General features: G+C 70.3%; 15 protein-coding genes and 1 tRNA gene. 6 read left to right on the top strand and 10 right to left on the bottom strand.

Going from position 1 to position 13,742, the window contains the following annotated elements; translation table 11 throughout:
• Positions 1-28 precede the first annotated feature (28 nt).
• Both pknB and E5082_RS12910 read left to right on the top strand, forming a co-directional pair.
• Positions 29-2,017 (top strand): Stk1 family PASTA domain-containing Ser/Thr kinase, encoded by a 1,989-nt coding sequence (pknB, locus tag E5082_RS12915; RefSeq protein ID WP_135791390.1) that lies wholly within the window; start codon positions 29-31, stop codon positions 2,015-2,017.
• Positions 2,018-2,124: 107 nt separating this feature from the next.
• Complete coding sequence (locus tag E5082_RS12910; RefSeq protein WP_135791389.1) at positions 2,125-2,751, top strand: restriction endonuclease; 627 nt, start codon at positions 2,125-2,127, stop codon at positions 2,749-2,751.
• Here the strand turns inward: E5082_RS12910 and E5082_RS12905 are convergent, their stop codons facing one another.
• The 5 genes from E5082_RS12905 to E5082_RS12885 form a co-directional block, all read right to left on the bottom strand.
• Entirely contained in the window at positions 2,752-3,498 is a 747-nt protein-coding gene (locus tag E5082_RS12905; RefSeq protein ID WP_135791674.1) for a class E sortase, read from the bottom strand.
• A 48-nt stretch (positions 3,499-3,546) separates the two neighbouring features.
• Positions 3,547-4,620 (bottom strand): class E sortase, encoded by a 1,074-nt coding sequence (locus E5082_RS12900; protein ID WP_135791388.1) that lies wholly within the window; start codon positions 4,618-4,620, stop codon positions 3,547-3,549.
• Entirely contained in the window at positions 4,617-5,258 is a 642-nt protein-coding gene (locus E5082_RS12895) for an aminodeoxychorismate/anthranilate synthase component II (protein WP_031179054.1), read from the bottom strand. Before E5082_RS12895 ends, E5082_RS12900 begins: the two co-directional genes overlap by 4 nt.
• Positions 5,255-5,416 (bottom strand): hypothetical protein, encoded by a 162-nt coding sequence (locus E5082_RS12890; RefSeq protein WP_030805941.1) that lies wholly within the window; start codon positions 5,414-5,416, stop codon positions 5,255-5,257. Before E5082_RS12890 ends, E5082_RS12895 begins: the two co-directional genes overlap by 4 nt.
• Positions 5,417-5,627: 211 nt before the next feature.
• Positions 5,628-6,416: a DUF881 domain-containing protein gene (locus E5082_RS12885; protein ID WP_135791387.1), complete on the bottom strand. Its 789-nt coding sequence runs from the start codon at positions 6,414-6,416 to the stop codon at positions 5,628-5,630.
• A 153-nt stretch (positions 6,417-6,569) separates the two neighbouring features.
• Here E5082_RS12885 and crgA point away from each other — a divergent pair, with 153 nt between their 5' ends.
• Positions 6,570-6,824 (top strand): cell division protein CrgA, encoded by a 255-nt coding sequence (gene crgA / locus E5082_RS12880; RefSeq protein ID WP_030805947.1) that lies wholly within the window; start codon positions 6,570-6,572, stop codon positions 6,822-6,824.
• Positions 6,825-7,096: 272 nt separating this feature from the next.
• Here the strand turns inward: crgA and E5082_RS12875 are convergent, their stop codons facing one another.
• Complete coding sequence (locus tag E5082_RS12875) at positions 7,097-7,996, bottom strand: rhomboid family intramembrane serine protease (protein ID WP_135791386.1); 900 nt, start codon at positions 7,994-7,996, stop codon at positions 7,097-7,099.
• 119 nt (positions 7,997-8,115) lie between these two features.
• The gene (locus E5082_RS12870) at positions 8,116-8,646 is read right to left on the bottom strand and encodes a peptidylprolyl isomerase (protein WP_135791385.1); all 531 of its coding nucleotides are present in this window, start codon (positions 8,644-8,646) and stop codon (positions 8,116-8,118) included.
• Positions 8,647-8,924: 278 nt separating this feature from the next.
• On the opposite strand from E5082_RS12870, the gene E5082_RS12865 reads away from it, so the two are divergent.
• Positions 8,925-9,623 carry a DUF5324 family protein gene (locus E5082_RS12865; RefSeq protein ID WP_135791384.1) on the top strand — a complete coding sequence of 233 codons (699 nt, stop codon included), beginning with the start codon at positions 8,925-8,927 and terminating at the stop codon, positions 9,621-9,623.
• Between the two features lie 141 nt (positions 9,624-9,764).
• Here the strand turns inward: E5082_RS12865 and E5082_RS12860 are convergent.
• Positions 9,765-9,837 (bottom strand) — tRNA-Ala (locus E5082_RS12860).
• Positions 9,838-10,017: 180 nt separating this feature from the next.
• Between E5082_RS12860 and E5082_RS12855 the strand changes: the two genes are divergently transcribed.
• On the top strand, positions 10,018-10,566 hold the full coding sequence (locus E5082_RS12855; protein WP_135791383.1) for a helix-turn-helix domain-containing protein: 549 nt from the start codon (positions 10,018-10,020) through the stop codon (positions 10,564-10,566).
• Between the two features lie 84 nt (positions 10,567-10,650).
• Positions 10,651-11,925, top strand: a complete 1,275-nt coding sequence (locus E5082_RS12850; protein WP_135791382.1) for a serine/threonine-protein kinase — start codon at positions 10,651-10,653, stop codon at positions 11,923-11,925.
• A 94-nt stretch (positions 11,926-12,019) separates the two neighbouring features.
• Here the strand turns inward: E5082_RS12850 and E5082_RS12845 are convergent, their stop codons facing one another.
• Together E5082_RS12845 and E5082_RS32920 are read right to left on the bottom strand one after the other, a co-directional pair.
• Positions 12,020-13,291 (bottom strand): hypothetical protein, encoded by a 1,272-nt coding sequence (locus E5082_RS12845; protein ID WP_229918818.1) that lies wholly within the window; start codon positions 13,289-13,291, stop codon positions 12,020-12,022.
• A gap of 197 nt (positions 13,292-13,488) precedes the next feature.
• Entirely contained in the window at positions 13,489-13,617 is a 129-nt protein-coding gene (locus tag E5082_RS32920) for a DLW-39 family protein (protein ID WP_003999697.1), read from the bottom strand.
• Positions 13,618-13,742 lie beyond the last annotated feature (125 nt).

The following is a 13,742-nucleotide window of genomic DNA, read 5'->3' as shown; positions in this document are numbered from 1 at the left end:
GACCGACGGAGAGGGCTGGTAAGTAGCTATGGAAGAGCCGCGTCGCCTAGGCGGCCGGTACGAGCTGGGCCACGTACTCGGCCGTGGTGGCATGGCAGAGGTCTACCTCGCGCATGACACCCGCCTCGGCCGCACCGTGGCGGTGAAGACGCTGCGCGCGGACCTCGCGCGTGATCCGTCCTTCCAGGCCCGGTTCCGCCGGGAGGCCCAGTCTGCCGCCTCGCTCAACCATCCTGCGATCGTCGCGGTCTACGACACGGGCGAGGACTACATCGACGGGGTCTCGATCCCGTACATCGTGATGGAGTACGTCGACGGCTCCACACTCCGTGAGCTGCTGCACTCCGGGCGCAAGCTGCTGCCCGAGCGGTCGATGGAGATGACCATCGGCATCCTCCAGGGTCTGGAGTACGCCCACCGCAGCGGAATCGTCCACCGGGACATCAAGCCGGCCAACGTCATGCTGACCCGCAACGGCCAGGTCAAGGTGATGGACTTCGGCATCGCCCGCGCCATGGGCGACTCCGGGATGACGATGACGCAGACCGCGGCCGTGATCGGCACCGCCCAGTACCTCTCGCCGGAGCAGGCCAAGGGCGAGCAGGTCGACGCCCGGTCCGACCTGTACTCCACGGGCTGCCTGCTCTACGAGCTGCTGACCGTCCGTCCGCCGTTCGTGGGCGACTCCCCGGTGGCCGTGGCCTACCAGCACGTGCGCGAGGAGCCGCAGCCGCCGAGCGTGTTCGATCCCGAGATCACGCCGGAGATGGACGCGATCGTCCTCAAGGCGCTGACCAAGGACCCGAACTACCGCTACCAGTCCGCCGACGAGATGCGCGCCGACATCGAGGCGTGCCTCGACGGCCAGCCCGTCGGCGCGACCGCGGCCATGAGCGCGGTCGGCTACGGCTACGCGGACGACCAGGCGACCACCGCGCTGCGGCAGGAGCCGGCCGGGGCGACGACGATGCTCCCGCCGATGAACCCGGACGACGGCGGCTACGGCTACGACGACCGGCCCGACCGGCGGCGCCAGCAGAGGAAGAGCAACAACACCTCGACGATCCTGCTGGCGGTCGCGGGTGTGCTGGTGCTGGTCGGCGCGATCCTCATCGGCATGTGGATCTTCTCCGGCAAATCCGAGAAACCGTTCCCGGCGCCGAACTTCGTGGGCAACACCGTCGACGATGCCCGGAAGATGGCGGAGGCGTCGGATCTGAAGCTGGGTGACATCACGCGGAAGCCGTGTGAGAACCAGCCCAAGGACAAGATCTGTAAGCAGACCCCGACGGCCGGCTCGGACGTCAACAAGAACGACACCATCGACCTGGTCGTCTCCACGGGCGCGCCGAAGGTGACGATCCCGAGCGTCATCGGACTCCCCTTCGACGAGGCACGGGAGAAGCTGGAGGGCGACGACTACCAGCTCACGGTGAAGAAGGAGACCCGCGTCTCCAGCGACACCCCGGACAACGTCCTCGACCAGGACCCCACCGGCGGCAAGCAGGTGCAGAAGGGGTCCACGATCACCCTGATCGTCGCCAAGGCCGAGGAGAAGGTCACTATCCCGGACGTCAGGGGCAAGTCCTGCGACGAGGCCAAGGCCGACCTCCAGAACGCGGGCCTCGTCCCGACCTGCAACGACCAGCCCGTGGCCGACCCGGCTCAGAAGGACAAGGTCCAGGGCACCAACCCCGAGATCGGCCGTCAGGTCAAGAAGGGCACCCCGGTCTCCATCAGCGTCGGCAAGAACGATGCCCCGGAGCAGGTCCAGGTCCCGGACGTCACCAAGCAGTCCCTGAAGGACGCCCGCAACACCCTTCAGGGCCTCGGCCTCCAGGTCAACGCTCAGGGCCCGGGAGCCGGCGACGAGAAGTCAACCGTCCTCACGCAGAGCGTCCCCCCGAACACCACGGCCAACAAGGGCGACACCATCACCCTCATCGTCGCCAGCCAGGACAACGGCAACGGCGGCGGAGGCGGCCTCGGCGGAATCTTCGGCGGCCCAAACGGCTGACCCCCGCTCCGCTCTGATCAACACACAGTCCCCCGGCACCCAAGGTGCCGGGGGACTGTGTCGTTTTCCGATCGTGCCCTCATATGCCCGCAGGTCGTTGGCAGTGCATGATCGACGAAAACGTACTCCTGGAATCCCGGACGCTGCGCACCAGCGCGCTGGACCGCATCGAGGTACTGGACCGGGTGAAGACCCTCTCCCTGCTTCCGGACGGCCTGCACGTGACGACGGCGATGGTGGCGACCTACTTCGGGGTTACCACCGAGGCTGTGCGCCAACTGACCCGTCGGCACCGGGAGGAACTCGCCACCAATGGCATGGCCGTGCTGCGCGGCGCTGACCTGCGGCAATTCGAGAGTGACAACGTGTCACTCTCGCTGGGAAGTTATCCACAGGCCCGTCGGAGCCTCACGGTCTACTCCCGCCGCGCCGTCCTCAACATCGCCATGCTCCTGCGCGACAGCGAGGTCGCCCGGCGGGTGCGCACGTACCTTCTGGACGTGGAGCAGGCGTCCCGTGCCGAACTCGACGGCTCCGCGCTGGACGACCGTATCGACCAGCGGATCGCGCACGTCCTCGGCAAGACGGTCGTGCCGATGTTCAACGTGCTGATCGAAGCCTCGGGTGAGCATCGGCGGGAGCTGGTGGCGATGCGGGACGGGGTGGGGCGGATCGAGCAGCGGCTGCGGACGCATCAGGCGCGGCTGCGGCGGTTGGAGTACCGCAGGCCGTGATCAGCGAAGTTCCGCCGGAGGGGTGCGTTTGGCGTCAACCTTCTCCGTGCGGACCAGCTCGGCCCAGACCACGTAGCGGTAGCGGCTGGTGTAGACCGGGGTGCAGGTGGTCAGGGTGATGTAGTGGCCCGGCTTGGTCCTGCCGGACTCCTTCGGGACCTGGGCCAGGACGTCGACGTTGTACTTCGAGGTCTCGGGGAGGATCGAGTAGACCTTGTAGACGTACCACTTGTCCTTGGTCTCGAAGACGACCGGGTCACCCTCGTGGACCTTGTCGATGTTGTGGAACTTGGCGCCGTGGCCGTCGCGGTGGGCGGCGAGGGTGAAGTTGCCCTTCTTGCCGGTCGTCGGTAGCACGGCCTTGGCCGGGTCGGTGTAGTAGCCGGCCACACCCTCGTCGAGGACGTCGGTTGAAGTGCCCTTCTCCACCAGCACAGCACCGTTGCGCATCGCCGGGACGTGCAGGAAGCCGATGCCGTCCTTGGTGTCCAGCGCGCCGGGACCGGTCGCGGAGTCGGCCCAGTGGTCGCGGACCCGGTCCGCCTGCCGGTCGGCGTGCCGGTCGGCGACGACGTTCGTCCACCACAGCGAGTAGACGACGAACAGCCCGAGCACCACCCCGGCGGTGATGAGGAGTTCCCCGAGGAAGCTGACCGCCCGCGCGATCGGCCCCTGCCCCCGCGGCGGACCACCGCCCGTACCGGACGCGGCCGTGTGCTCTTCGGTGCCGTCGGCGGTCGCTGCCACAGATCCCCTGCCCATGTTCGGCTCTTCGGCTGGTGAGACGGACCGCCGCTACTGGATGAGCGCGTCCGGCTTGCCCTTGCTGCGCGGGCGTTCCTCGACCATCTTGCCCCAGACGATCAGCCGGTACTTGCTGGTGAACTCGGGCGTGCAGGTGGTGAGGGTGATGTACCGCCCCTGCCGGGTGAACCCGGACCCCTGCGGCACCGGATTCAGCACGCTGGTGTTGGACGGCGGGGTCACCGGCAGCATCGACGCCACCTTGTACACGAAGTACTCGTCCTGGGTCTCCACCACCACCGCGTCGCCCGCCACCAGCCGGTTGATGTAACGGAACGGCTCCCCATGGGTGTTGCGGTGCGCCGCGAGCCCGAAGTTACCGGTCTTGTCGTACGGCATCGCCGTCTTCAGCGGCGCTTCCCCGTAGTGCCCGACCATTCCCTTGTCGAGCACCTTCTTATTGCTGACGCCCTCCGCGATCGGGGCGACCACGTCCAGCTTGGGGATGTGCAGGATGGCGAACCCCTGCCCCGGCTCGAACGCTCCCGGCGCCCGCTTGCCGTTCGCCCAGTCGTCCTGGAGCTGGCTGGTCTCGCTGCCGGCCTCCGCGTGGGCCCGGACGTTGGTCCACCAGAGCTGGTAGGTGACGAACAGCAGCATGACCACGCCGGTGGTGATGAAGAGTTCGCCCACCGCCCGGCTCACCAGGACCGCCGCCCCCGGCTTGCGCGCCCGCGCCTGCTGCCGGGCCTCCACCCGCGACAGCGGCCGCGCCGCGCCGTCAGCAGAGACAGACGCCCCCTCACGACCCCCGCCACGCCGTCCGCCGCCGCGCTTGGCGGCCTTCCTGCGGGCCGCGCGCCCCCCGGTGGCTCCCCCCGCGCCCGCCACGCCCGCGGAGGCGCTCAGCGAGCCGTACGCGCCCTCCGCCGCACCGGGCACCCTGAGTGCCATCGTCCGGTCGTCCAGGGGGAGTTCGGGATGCTGATCGCCGTACTCGCCGTACTGGTCCACGGCCGGCATCCGCGCCGTCCCCGGATCGCCCGCGCCCACGAACGCCGGGCCGTAGGAGCCGTACGGCACCCCGCCGTACGCGTCCTCGCGTTCCGGGCGCGGGGTGGTCACGCCGTGGCCCTGCCCACCACCGGGGCGAGCCCCGCCGACCTCGCCACCGCGTCCCGGTCGCCGCACTCGGCGAGCCAGTTGGCCAGCATCCGGTGGCCGTGCTCGGTCAGTACCGACTCGGGGTGGAACTGCACGCCCTCGACCGGGAGTTCACGGTGGCGCAGCCCCATGATGATCCCGTCCTCGGTGCGGGCGGTGACCTCAAGCTCGGCGGGCACGGTGGCCGGCTCGGCGGCCAGCGAGTGGTACCGGGTGGCGATGAACGGCGTCGGCAGGCCCGCGAAGACGCCCCGCCCCTCGTGGATCACCGGCGAGGTCTTGCCGTGCAGCAGCTCGGGCGCCCGGTCCACCACCCCGCCGTAGGCCACCTGCATCGACTGCATGCCGAGGCATACCCCGAACACCGGGACACCGGTCGCCGCGCAGTGCCGGACCATGTCCACACAGACCCCGGCCTCCTCGGGCGTACCCGGTCCGGGCGAGAGGAGGACGCCGTCGAAGCCGTCCTGCGCGTGCGCGGTGGTCACCTCGTCGTTGCGCAGCACCTCGCACTCGGCGCCGAGCTGGTACAGGTACTGGACGAGGTTGAAAACGAAACTGTCGTAGTTGTCGACGACGAGAATCCGGGCGCTGCTCACTGGTTGTCCACCGTCACATCGTTGAAGGGCAGCAGCGGTTCCGCCCACGGGAACACGTACTGGAACAGGACGTAGACCGCGGCCACGACGAGCACGAGCGAGATCAGTGCCCTCACCAACGCGTTGCCCGGCAGATGCCGCCAGATCCAGCCGTACATGCCGTCCCTTCCGTTCCTCCACGGCTCCTGACTCACGCCGTACGGCACCAGACTAACGGCGCCGGGTCCGTCACCGGCGTGCCTGGAGCACACCTGGACTTACGGGGCCGGGCGCCGATCACCTCAATGACGGGCGGAACGGTTTCGCGCCGCGAACACGCGGTCGGCGGGTGAGGTGCGGCTCCTCCACGGGCCCCCGCTCCACACGCGCCTACTTCACGGGCGTCGCGTAGTGGAGGTCGACGGTGCCGGTGTAACCGGGCAGCGTGACGGTGCCCTCGTCGGCCACGTCCCAGCCGAGGCCGTAGACATTGACGTACACCATGTAGTTCTGGATCGCCTTGCTCGCGGCGAGCGCCTGCTTCAGCCGCTCCGGGTCACCCACGGCGGTGATCTTGTAGGGGGGCGAGTAGACGCGGCCCTGGAGGATCAGGGTGTTGCCGACGCAGCGGACCGCGCTGGTGGAGATCAGCCGCTGGTCCATGACCTTGATGCCCCGGGCGCCGCCGTGCCACAGCGCGTTGACGACCGCCTGGAGGTCCTGCTGGTGGATGACCAGGTAATCGGGCTGCGGCGGGGGATAACCGGGGAGCTTGGCGGTGGCGTTCGGCGGGGCGTCGTTGAGGGTGACGGTGACCGCCTTGCCGGTGAGCCGCTCGGTGCCCGCGCTCTTCTCGAGTCCGCCGAGCCGCCGGTCCTGGGCGCGGGTGCTGCCGTCGTCGCCCTCGGCGAGCGACTCGACCCTGTGCCGCAGTGTGGCGTTGGACTCGTCCAGGCCCTGGTTCTTCCGGCTGCGCTCCTGGATGAGGTCCGACAGCTTCAGCAACGAGGTGTCGGTGCGCAGGTCGGTGCCCTTGGCGGTGTTGAAGCTGGTGACGAAGATGAGCCCGGCCAGAGCGAAGACACCGGCGGTGAGAATCCGCACCGGCCGGAAACGGGGACGACGGGCGGGCGCGGAACCCATTGCTCCCGTCCCTGGGGAGTCGGCAGAATTGCTCAACGTACCCTTATCTCCTTCGGCGCCGCGGAAGCACTACGCTAACGGACGTCCGGGGGAGCACCCGGTGTGCCCTTGCCGTCCCCCTTGTACGCTGCCCCGAGCTCGACCCAGACACCTGCGCGGCCACGCAGCGCATCGACAGGAGAGACCTTCGTGCCGAAGTCACGTATCCGCAAGAAGGCCGACTACACGCCGCCGCCGGTCAAGCAGGCGCAGGCCATCAAGCTCACCAACAGCGCCTGGGTCGCGCCCGTCATGCTGGCCATGTTCCTCATCGGCCTGGCGTGGATCGTGGTGTTCTACGTGACCGACGGCTCGCTGCCGATCGACAGCCTGGACAACTGGAACATCGTCGTCGGCTTCGGCTTCATCGCGGCGGGCTTCGGCGTCTCCACCCAGTGGAAGTGACCGGGCCCCGCACCCGGTTCCGGCGACCTCTGCCCACGGCTCTCCACTGAGTTATCCACAGGCCAACGAAGTATCCACACCCTCCTGGGGAAAAGGAATACGATCTGTGGATAACTAATCGCCGGTTGACGCCGGAAACACCATCCGACGACCGGCGCTCCGCCTAACGCCCCCTGTCTGACCTGCGGATTCACATCCGAGCGGCAGGGGGCACGGTTGTTCCCGCACCGTGTGCACAAGATCGGGCACAGACTGTGGACAACGGTTCGGGCTCAGGTGAGCTGGAGCGTCCTCACCAGGGTGAGAACGGCCACCACCAGGAGCACCAGCGCACAGGCCCCGTACTGGATCAGCGCCCGCCGCTCCCGTGGGGCGTGGATCATCGCGTACCCCACGACGACACCGGCGACGAGACCGCCGATGTGCGCCTGCCAGGCGATGCCCGGCACCCCGAACGTGATGATCAGGTTGACCACCAGCAGCACGATGACCGGCCGCATGTCGTACCGGAGGCGGCGCATCAGCACCGCGGTGGCGCCGAACAGCCCGAAGATCGCCCCGGAGGCGCCCAGCGAGGGCTGATTGGGCGCGGCCAGCAGATAGGTCAGCGCGCCGCCGGCCAAGCCGCAGACCAGGTACAGCGTGAGGTAGCGGGCGCGGCCGAGGGCGCCTTCGAGCGGGCCGCCGATCCACCACAGGCTGAGCATGTTGAACAGGATGTGCACATAGCCGCCGTGCAGGAACATCGAGGTCAGCAGGCGGTACCACTGCCCCTCGGCCACGCCCTGGATGCCGGTGAGATGGGGGGCGTAGGCCCGGCCGATCAGGTCGAGCTGGTTGGTGAAGACGTCGCCCAGGGAGAGCTTCACCAGGAAAAGGGCCAGGTTCAGCCCGATGAGGACCTTGGTGACCAGGCGGGGGTCGCGGGTGAGGGTGCCGCCCGCGAGGGTGCGGGGACGGGTGTCGGCCGACGCGGATGCGGTGCCGCCCGAGGCGGGGGTGCCGCCGCGCGCGCAGTCGGGGCACTGGAAGCCGACGGAGGCGTCGACCATGCACTCCGGGCAGATCGGCCGGTCGCAGCGGGTGCAGCGCACGCCGGTCTCCCGGTCCGGGTGCCGGTAGCAGACGGGCACGCTGCGGGCGCCCGGGGCGTCAGCCGCTGCCTGTTCCATGAGTTCCCCTTCGTCCCTCGCGTCGTCCGTCGTCACTCCGGGGGCGCGGCACCGCCCCCGCCCATCCTTACGGACGAGCGGGGCGTTTGGTTCCCTATGCGGAATTCACCGGGCGCCGGTCAGTCCTCGGTCTTCTCCACCACCACGGACTCGATCACCACGTCCTCGACCGGGCGGTCGTTGCGGCCGGTGGGGACTGCGGCGATGGCGTCGACGACCTTCTGGCTGGCCAGGTCGGCGACCTCGCCGAAAATGGTGTGCTTGCGGTTCAGCCAGGTGGTCGGGGAGACCGTGATGAAGAACTGCGAGCCGTTGGTGCCCGGCCCGGCATTGGCCATGGCGAGCAGATAGGGCTTGTTGAAGGACAGGTCGGGGTGGAACTCGTCCGGGAACTGGTAGCCGGGGCCGCCGATGCCGGTGCCGAGCGGGTCGCCGCCCTGGAGCATGAAACCGCTGATCACCCGGTGGAAGGTGGTGCCGTCGTAGAGCCGGTCCGTGCTCTCGACGCCGGTCCCCGGGTGCTTCCAGGAGCGCTCGCCCTGGGCCAGCTCGACGAAGTTCCTGACCGTGGCCGGCGCGTGGTTCGGGAACAGCCTGATCTTGATGTCGCCGTGGTTGGTCTTCAGGGTGGCGTAAAGCTGCTCGGCCACGGTCTGCCTTCCGTTGTCTTTCCGTTCGCCCCCGATCCTCGCACGCTCACGGCGGGCCCGAACCGGGCGGGTGACGGCGAGTTCGGCCCGTATGGGCGGCGAGCGGCGGCGAATCGTGGCAGGGTCGTTAGCGGGGCCGGTTGCCCGGAATTTCACCGCTTCGCCAGAGATCGGCACCCGTATGCCCGTCCACACATGCCGTGTGGGCCACCGACAGGCATGATCCGTAACAGGGTGGACAGTCGAAATACCGTACCGCCACCGAGGAGGAGGTTCCCGTGACCCGCATCGACAGCGTGCGCGCCGCGACCGGTTCGGCCAAGGACAGCGTGCTGCACGCAGCGGACGTGGTGGCGCCCTATGCCGACACGGCCAAGGAGCGTGCCGCTCATTACACGCAGGAGGCACGTGTACGGCTGGCGCCCGTGGTCTCGCAGGCGGCCGACCAGGCCCGCCTTCAGTACGACGCCAAGCTCGCCCCGCAGGTGGAGCGAGCACTCTCCCACGTGCCGCCGAAGGTCGATCAGGCGGCACAGGACGCCGCCAAGCTGACCCGCAAGGCCGCCAAGCAGGCGGCGGTGTACTCCCGACCCAAGATCGAGCAGGCCGTGGCCGCCGCCACCCCGGTGTACGACGAGGCCGCGGCGCGCAGCGCTGCCGCCCTGGTCGCACTGCGGGGCAATGTGTCGGCCAAGGAGATCAAGAAGCTGGCCCGCCGCAACGAGCGCCGCGGCCGCACCGGCCGGGCGCTGAAGTACGTGGCCCTGGCCAGCCTGCTCGCGGGCGGCGCCTACGCCGTCTGGCAGTGGTGGGACCGCCAGGCCAACCCGGACTGGCTGGTCGAGCCCCCGGCCGCCACCGAAGTGCCGGACTCCGCCCGCCTCCACTCGGTCGACGGCACCGGCACCTCCGTCCTGGACCCGGAGGTCCAGGCGAAGCAGGTCGAGGACGACGTCGAGGGCGACGAGAACCGCTGACCTGACGCCCCAAGTCACGGGCACCGCAGGCTGTTTCACGTGAAACAGCCCTCGCCATGCCCGGAGCCCCCGTCCCCCACGGCGGCACGAGAAAACCCCCTCCGCACTGCGTTTTCGCAGGTCGGAGGGGGTTTTTCGGTGTGGAGCCTAGGGGAGTCGAACCCCTGACATCTGCCATGCAAAGACAGCGCTCTACCAACTGAGCTAAGGCCCCGGAAGGGAACGACCGACGGGAGAACGGGCTCCTGGCGGGCGTCGCAGACCAGAGTACCGGTTCACCCCCCGTATCCCGCAAAAAGATTGGGGGTCCCCGCGAATCACCCCGCTCCGTAGGATGCTCGACGTGGTTCGCTTCAGCGAACCACGGTTTCTGGGGAAGCGATGGGGAGACGCAATGGATGCCGCACAGCAGGAAGCCACCGCGAGAGCGCGGGAGCTCCAGCGGAACTGGTACGGGGAGCCGTTGGGGGCGCTCTTCCGTAAGCTCATCGACGATCTCGGGCTCAACCAGGCCCGGCTCGCCGCCGCGCTGGGGCTGTCGGCTCCGATGCTGTCGCAGCTCATGAGCGGCCAGCGGGCCAAGATCGGCAATCCCGCGGTGGTGCAGCGGGTGCAGTTGCTGCAGGAGCTGGCCGCGCAGGTGGCGGACGGCAGTGTGAGCGCGGCCGAGGCGACCGACCGCATGGATGAGATCAAGAAGTCCCAAGGGGGCTCGGTGCTGAGCAACACCACCGCGACGACGAGCAGTTCGGGCGCGCCCACGGTCAAGCGGGTCGTGCGCGAGATCCAGTCGCTGCTGCGTTCCGTCGCCGCCGCCGGGGACATCATCGACGCCGCGGACACCCTCGCCCCGACCCACCCCGAACTGGCAGAGTTCCTCCGGGTCTACGGCGCGGGCCGCACCGCCGACGCGGTCGCGCACTACCAGTCCCACCAGAGCTGACCCCCGGCCCGGTCCGGAGGAGGTCCGGCACCGGGCCCGGTCGTACGGCCGGGGCAGCGCACCAGGGGGAGGAGCTGCACGGTCATGGGTGAGGTGTTCGCGGGCCGGTACGAGCTGGCCGACCCGATCGGGCGTGGCGGTGTCGGCGCGGTGTGGCGCGCCTGGGACCACCGCAGACGGCGCTACGTCGCCGCCAAGGTGCTTCAGCAGCGCGACGCCCACACCCTGCTGCGCTTCGTGCGCGAGCAGGCGCTGCGCATCGATCATCCGCATGTGCTCGCGCCGGCGAGCTGGGCGGCCGACGACGACCAGGTCCTCTTCACCATGGACCTGGTGGCCGGGGGCTCCCTGGTCCATCTGATCAACGACTACGGCCCTCTTCCGCCGGTGTTCGTGTGCACCCTGCTGGACCAGTTGCTGTCCGGGCTGGGTGCCGTGCACGCCGAGGGGGTCGTGCACCGGGACATCAAGCCCGCCAACGTGCTGCTGGAGGCCACCGGCACCGGCCGGCCCCGGCTTCGGCTGTCCGACTTCGGCATCGCCATGCGGTTCGGGGAGCCCCGGCTGACCGAGACCAACCTCGTGGTCGGTACACCGGGCTATCTGGCGCCCGAGCAACTGCTGGGGGCCGAACCCGACTTCCCCGGTGACCTGTTCGCCGTGGGGCTGGTCGCCCTGTATCTGCTGGAGGGGGCCAAGCCGGACGGCAAGGAGATCGTCCGCTACTTCCTCGAGCACGGGACGCCGGGCGCGCCCGCGCGGGTGCCCGAGCCGCTGTGGCAGGTGATCGCCACCATGCTCCAGCCCGACCCCGCGGCCCGCTTCCGCACCGCCACGGGCGCCCGCAAGGCCCTCGCCGCCGCCCGTGAACTCCTCCCCGAGCCCGGCCCCGACGACGAGCCGATAGAAATCTTCGACCAGCTGGGCCCTCTGCCCCCCGGCTTCAGCCCGGAGGGCCCCCACAAACCCGCCGCCGCGGTGGACACCCGCTGGGGCCACCGCCGCGTCGGCACCCCGGACACCAGCGGCACGACGACCGACGCCCCCCTGCCCGCCTCCTCCCCGACAGCCGACCTGGGCACCCGCCCCCCGGCCGTCACCGCCCCGTCGATGTCCGACACAGGCAGCTTCCACCTCCCGCCCCCACCTCCGCCCCGTCCCACGACCGAGCCCCACACCGCCGCGTACACGGCCCGCGACCCCCGCACCCCCGGCCTCCCCACCGAGACCCCCCGCGCCCCCGGTCACCGCGCCCGCTCCCGCCCCCGGCCGGGCCCTTCCGCCAAGGTCGCGGTACCGGTGCTGCTCCTGGCGCTGGTCTGTTATGCCGTCGGCTTCTGGGCCCTGACCCGCGTCTGAGACCGCCGAGCGGCATCCGGGCGCCCAGCGCCCACATCGCCAGGGCTCGCAGTGGCCTGTCTTGCGACTGCCGGTGTGGGCTCCAAGCCCCGGACTACACCCGAGACCGCCGAGCCAGCAGCGTCCACGCCCCCAGCGCCAGCAGCAGCGCCGTACCGGCACCGAGCCCGCCGTACGCCAGCACCCGCATCGTCGGATCACCGCTCCTGGTGCCCCTGGTGCCCCCGGTGCCCTCACCCGGAGCCGGCCCCCAGTCGCCCGTGCTCACAGAGAAGAGGTCCGTCGGCTCGGTGCGCCCCCGGTACTTCGGGCCGGCGTGGGCAGTCCCGTCCAGCCGTACCCGGAGCGTCACCCCGAAGGGGCCCGTGCCGAAGGAGTCCGCCAGGCGTTCGCTGAGGTGGAGGACGACGTAGTAGTCCCCCGCGAACCGCACCCCGTTCTCTCCGCTCGGCACCGCGTAACGGTTGGCGTACTCCACCGGCGGGACCGGGGCGAGGGACACCGCGCGGCGGGTGCCGGTGTAGCCGAGGGCCACGTCGTCGACGGGGGCGCGGGCCGGGTTGAGCAGGGAGAGGGTGAGGGCGCCGCCGACGTAGCCGTGGCCGGTGGCGGCGGACAGTTCCGCGCCGGCGTGCACCTGGCGTCCCCAGTCGACCGGCACCCTGTAGAAGGCGGTGTCGCCGGGGGCCAGGCGGGTGCGCCAGACGCCTTGGCCGAGCAGGCGGGCGGAGGAGAAGCCCTCACCCCCCTTTCTCTCCCGCGGGGCGTCGCCGGGCGGGAGGGGCGTGGCGGAGTTCCAGGCGCCCGGCGGCGTGGTGGGGCCGGTGGCGGCGAGGCCCGGTTCGGTGGCGGGGGCCAGTTCCAGGTCCCAGCGGCCGGGATCGGAGTTCTTGGCGTCCAGCCGCTCCACCAGCAGGTAGTACACGGCCGCGCTCTGGCACAGCGACTTGCCGGTGTCCCGCTGGCCGACGGCCGTAACGGGCCGGGGGCTGAGTCCGGCGCCGAAGGACGCGGAGGAGTAGAAGCAGGCGTTGCCGTCGGCGTCCTGGAGCGAGACCCGTATGCCGTCGGTGGCGGCGACGGTCGCGCCGCGCGGAGGCACGGCGGTGACGGGAACGTAGGCGTTCGCCGCGGCGGTGAGGGTGAGCCGGTAGTAGAGCCGGCCGTGCGCGGGGAGCGAACTGCGGTAGGTGTGGCCGGGCACGAGCGTCCGGGCCCCGGCGGTGTCCGGAGACCCGGCGAGGTTCTCGGCACCCGGCGTGAAGGCGTATCCGTCTGGGACGGCCACCGCGGGTGTCCCGGCGAGGGCCCACACCACGGCCCCCGCGCACAGCCCCCGTACCGCGTTCCGCAACCCCCGCCGCATCAGCCGCCCCCTGCCCCTAGGTCACCGCGCCGGGGCCCATACTGCCCGGTACCGCTTGCGCCATCAGGGTTTTCGCGTGGCCGTCCGAAACGCCGGGGCTCTCCGGGACGAGGCGTACCTCACGTTCCGGGGTCCGGCAACACAGAACCCCGGCCGCTCGAGCGACCGGGGTTCGTTCAGACCGTGGTGCCGGGGTTTCAGGAACCGGTGGGCACGGAGTCGGTGGCCTCCGTCCACAGGTCCTGCTCGGCGCGATCCGCCTGGATCTGGCGGTACACAAGGAGACCGCCGATGGCGGCCAGTGCGACCAGGAGCAGCTTCTTCACCGCGCGACCTCGTCTTTCGTTGACGTAGGGGACCTCTGGCGCCCGACTATACACACCGGCCGAGACCGATCGGTGACCTGCGCGGGCCCCCAACTCCCGTCTCCCGGCGGCCCGGAGCCGTTGCG

Origin of the sequence: Streptomyces griseoluteus (genome assembly GCF_004784465.1) — a bacterium.
GTDB classification, from domain to species: Bacteria; Actinomycetota; Actinomycetes; order Streptomycetales; family Streptomycetaceae; genus Streptomyces; species Streptomyces griseoluteus.
Note: the sequence above shows the minus strand (reverse complement) of the source record. Positions and strands in the feature narration are given on the sequence as shown.